Genomic DNA, 1836 nt, shown 5'->3' with positions numbered 1-1836 from the left:
CGCCGGTGCTGGCTCGCCAGTGACAGCGTTCTGGGACAAATCGACACATCGGTCGGTAAACCGGGCGAGTTGAGACGGCATACTCGCCGCTTCCTCACTCAAAACCACATAATCCCGGTCGAGACGGCAACTGAGCGGCGTCTAAACATGGCCCGCGCTATCTATTCAGCAGCCACTGATCGTTCTGCCCGAAATCTGTCAGAAGCAACCTGCTGAATACAGAGTGTGGATGCAGTACCAGTCTCCGCGCGAGCAAAGCGAGCGCGGTTCCCGGACGGCGAGGCCGAAGGCCGAGTCGTCCGCCTTTTTCATCGAAGTTTTTGCGCCGAGAGGTTCGCCACAGGCGAACCCGAGGCGGAAAAAGTTCGCGCCCTGAGTTCAGCACAGACTGAAGGAATTGCCCCATTCTTGTCGGAAACGACGTGACCGACTCAGACATTGGGTGACTCAATCGAACTTCCTCCATCACGGCATTGAATGTCCGTGTCGCCCCTGTCCGGCTCTAATACGAGCCCGTTATCACCGACGGAATACTCGACATCACGCAAAATGTGGATGTGGCAAATCATCGAGAACGATGAGTCGGGGCGTCAGTTCACCCCACGGATGAAGGAAACTACTTCATCGACGAACAGTTCCGGCCTCGTGTTCATCGCCACGTGTTGTTCACCCTCGAACGTGACGACCCGACTGTCTGGCAGCGCTTCGTCGATCGCATTCACGGCGTCCTTGTACTTCCGGGGGCTCTCGCCGCCGGACAGCAGGAGCGTGGGCGCTGTCATCTCCGTCAGGCGCTCCGGATGCAGTTCGTGCTCGCTACATGCCAGTTCCTCCCGGGGGAGGGTGTGGGTACCAGCGACGCGATCGTCCCAACTCGGATCGGCGCGAAACGCGTCGATCTCATCGGGTGTGAGCCCACCGATGTCACGCAGGAACACTTCGAGCGCAGCTTCATTCCGTCCGTCAGCTAGGAGTTTGTTCATGCGGGCGATCGCCTCGGGATCGCCCATTTCGTGTTCGTCCACTGGGATCCCCGGTTCGTACAGGATGAGCCCGCTGAGGGAGTCGACGACGAGTGAGGCCTCCAAGGCGAGATTGGCCCCGTAGGAATGGCCCAGGAGGGTTACCGGCTCCCCGATGGACTCGACGACCGCGACGACATCCTTGACCTCTCTGTCCATCGAGTACCTGTCGCCGTCGCCGCTCTCGCCGCGACCTCGACGGTCGAGGGCGTAGACAGTCGCGTGTTCCGCAAGGTGGTGCAGCACATCACCGATCTTCCATCGCCGGTGATCGCTCACCCCACTGCCGTGGACGAGTACCAGCGGTGGCCCGCTCCCGGTCCGTTTGTAGGCGATCTCGGTTCCATCCGCGGACGTGACGGTTTCCATTTCCGCCTCTTCGTCTGGTGGTGTTGCTTCGGGCATACGTCAGTCCACCCCTGCCAGACTATGGTAATCAGCCACATAGCATTATCTGGTGAAAATCCGCAGGAGCTGACAGAACCTCAACATACTACGGGCGGATCGGTGACCGATACGCGCTGTGGGCCTTGTTTAGACGCCCCTGAATGGACGAGTCAGGAGTCACTTTGTCTAACCAGAATACGGTGGTGAACACCTCACGATCGAGTTTCGTATGTAGAGAACGATGCGTGAGAGCCGATTGTTGCCGCGTCTAAACACGGCCCGCGCTGTGTATTCAGAGGCTGAACGTTTTGCCCAGATTCTGTCAGAAGATGCCTGCTGCATACAGAGGGTGGGCCTTGTTTAGACGCTCAAACGTTAGCAGTGTAGAGCCGATCGAACTCGTATCGCCGTGCTAGTAGCTCGGAGA

The 1836-nt window shown here is 58.8% G+C and carries 1 protein-coding gene; it reads right to left on the bottom strand.

The genetic code is table 11. From position 1 onward, the window contains the following. Positions 1 to 590: 590 nt before the first annotated feature. Positions 591 to 1427 carry an alpha/beta fold hydrolase gene (locus CV102_RS25615; protein WP_233710828.1) on the bottom strand — a complete coding sequence of 279 codons (837 nt, stop codon included), beginning with the start codon at positions 1425 to 1427 and terminating at the stop codon, positions 591 to 593. Positions 1428 to 1836: the final 409 nt, after the last annotated feature.

The sequence above is a fragment of the Natronococcus pandeyae genome (assembly GCF_008122205.1).
Lineage (GTDB): Archaea > Halobacteriota > Halobacteria > Halobacteriales > Natrialbaceae > Natronococcus > Natronococcus pandeyae.
The sequence above is the reverse complement of the archived record's forward strand: the minus strand, read 5'-3'. Positions and strand labels throughout refer to the sequence as shown.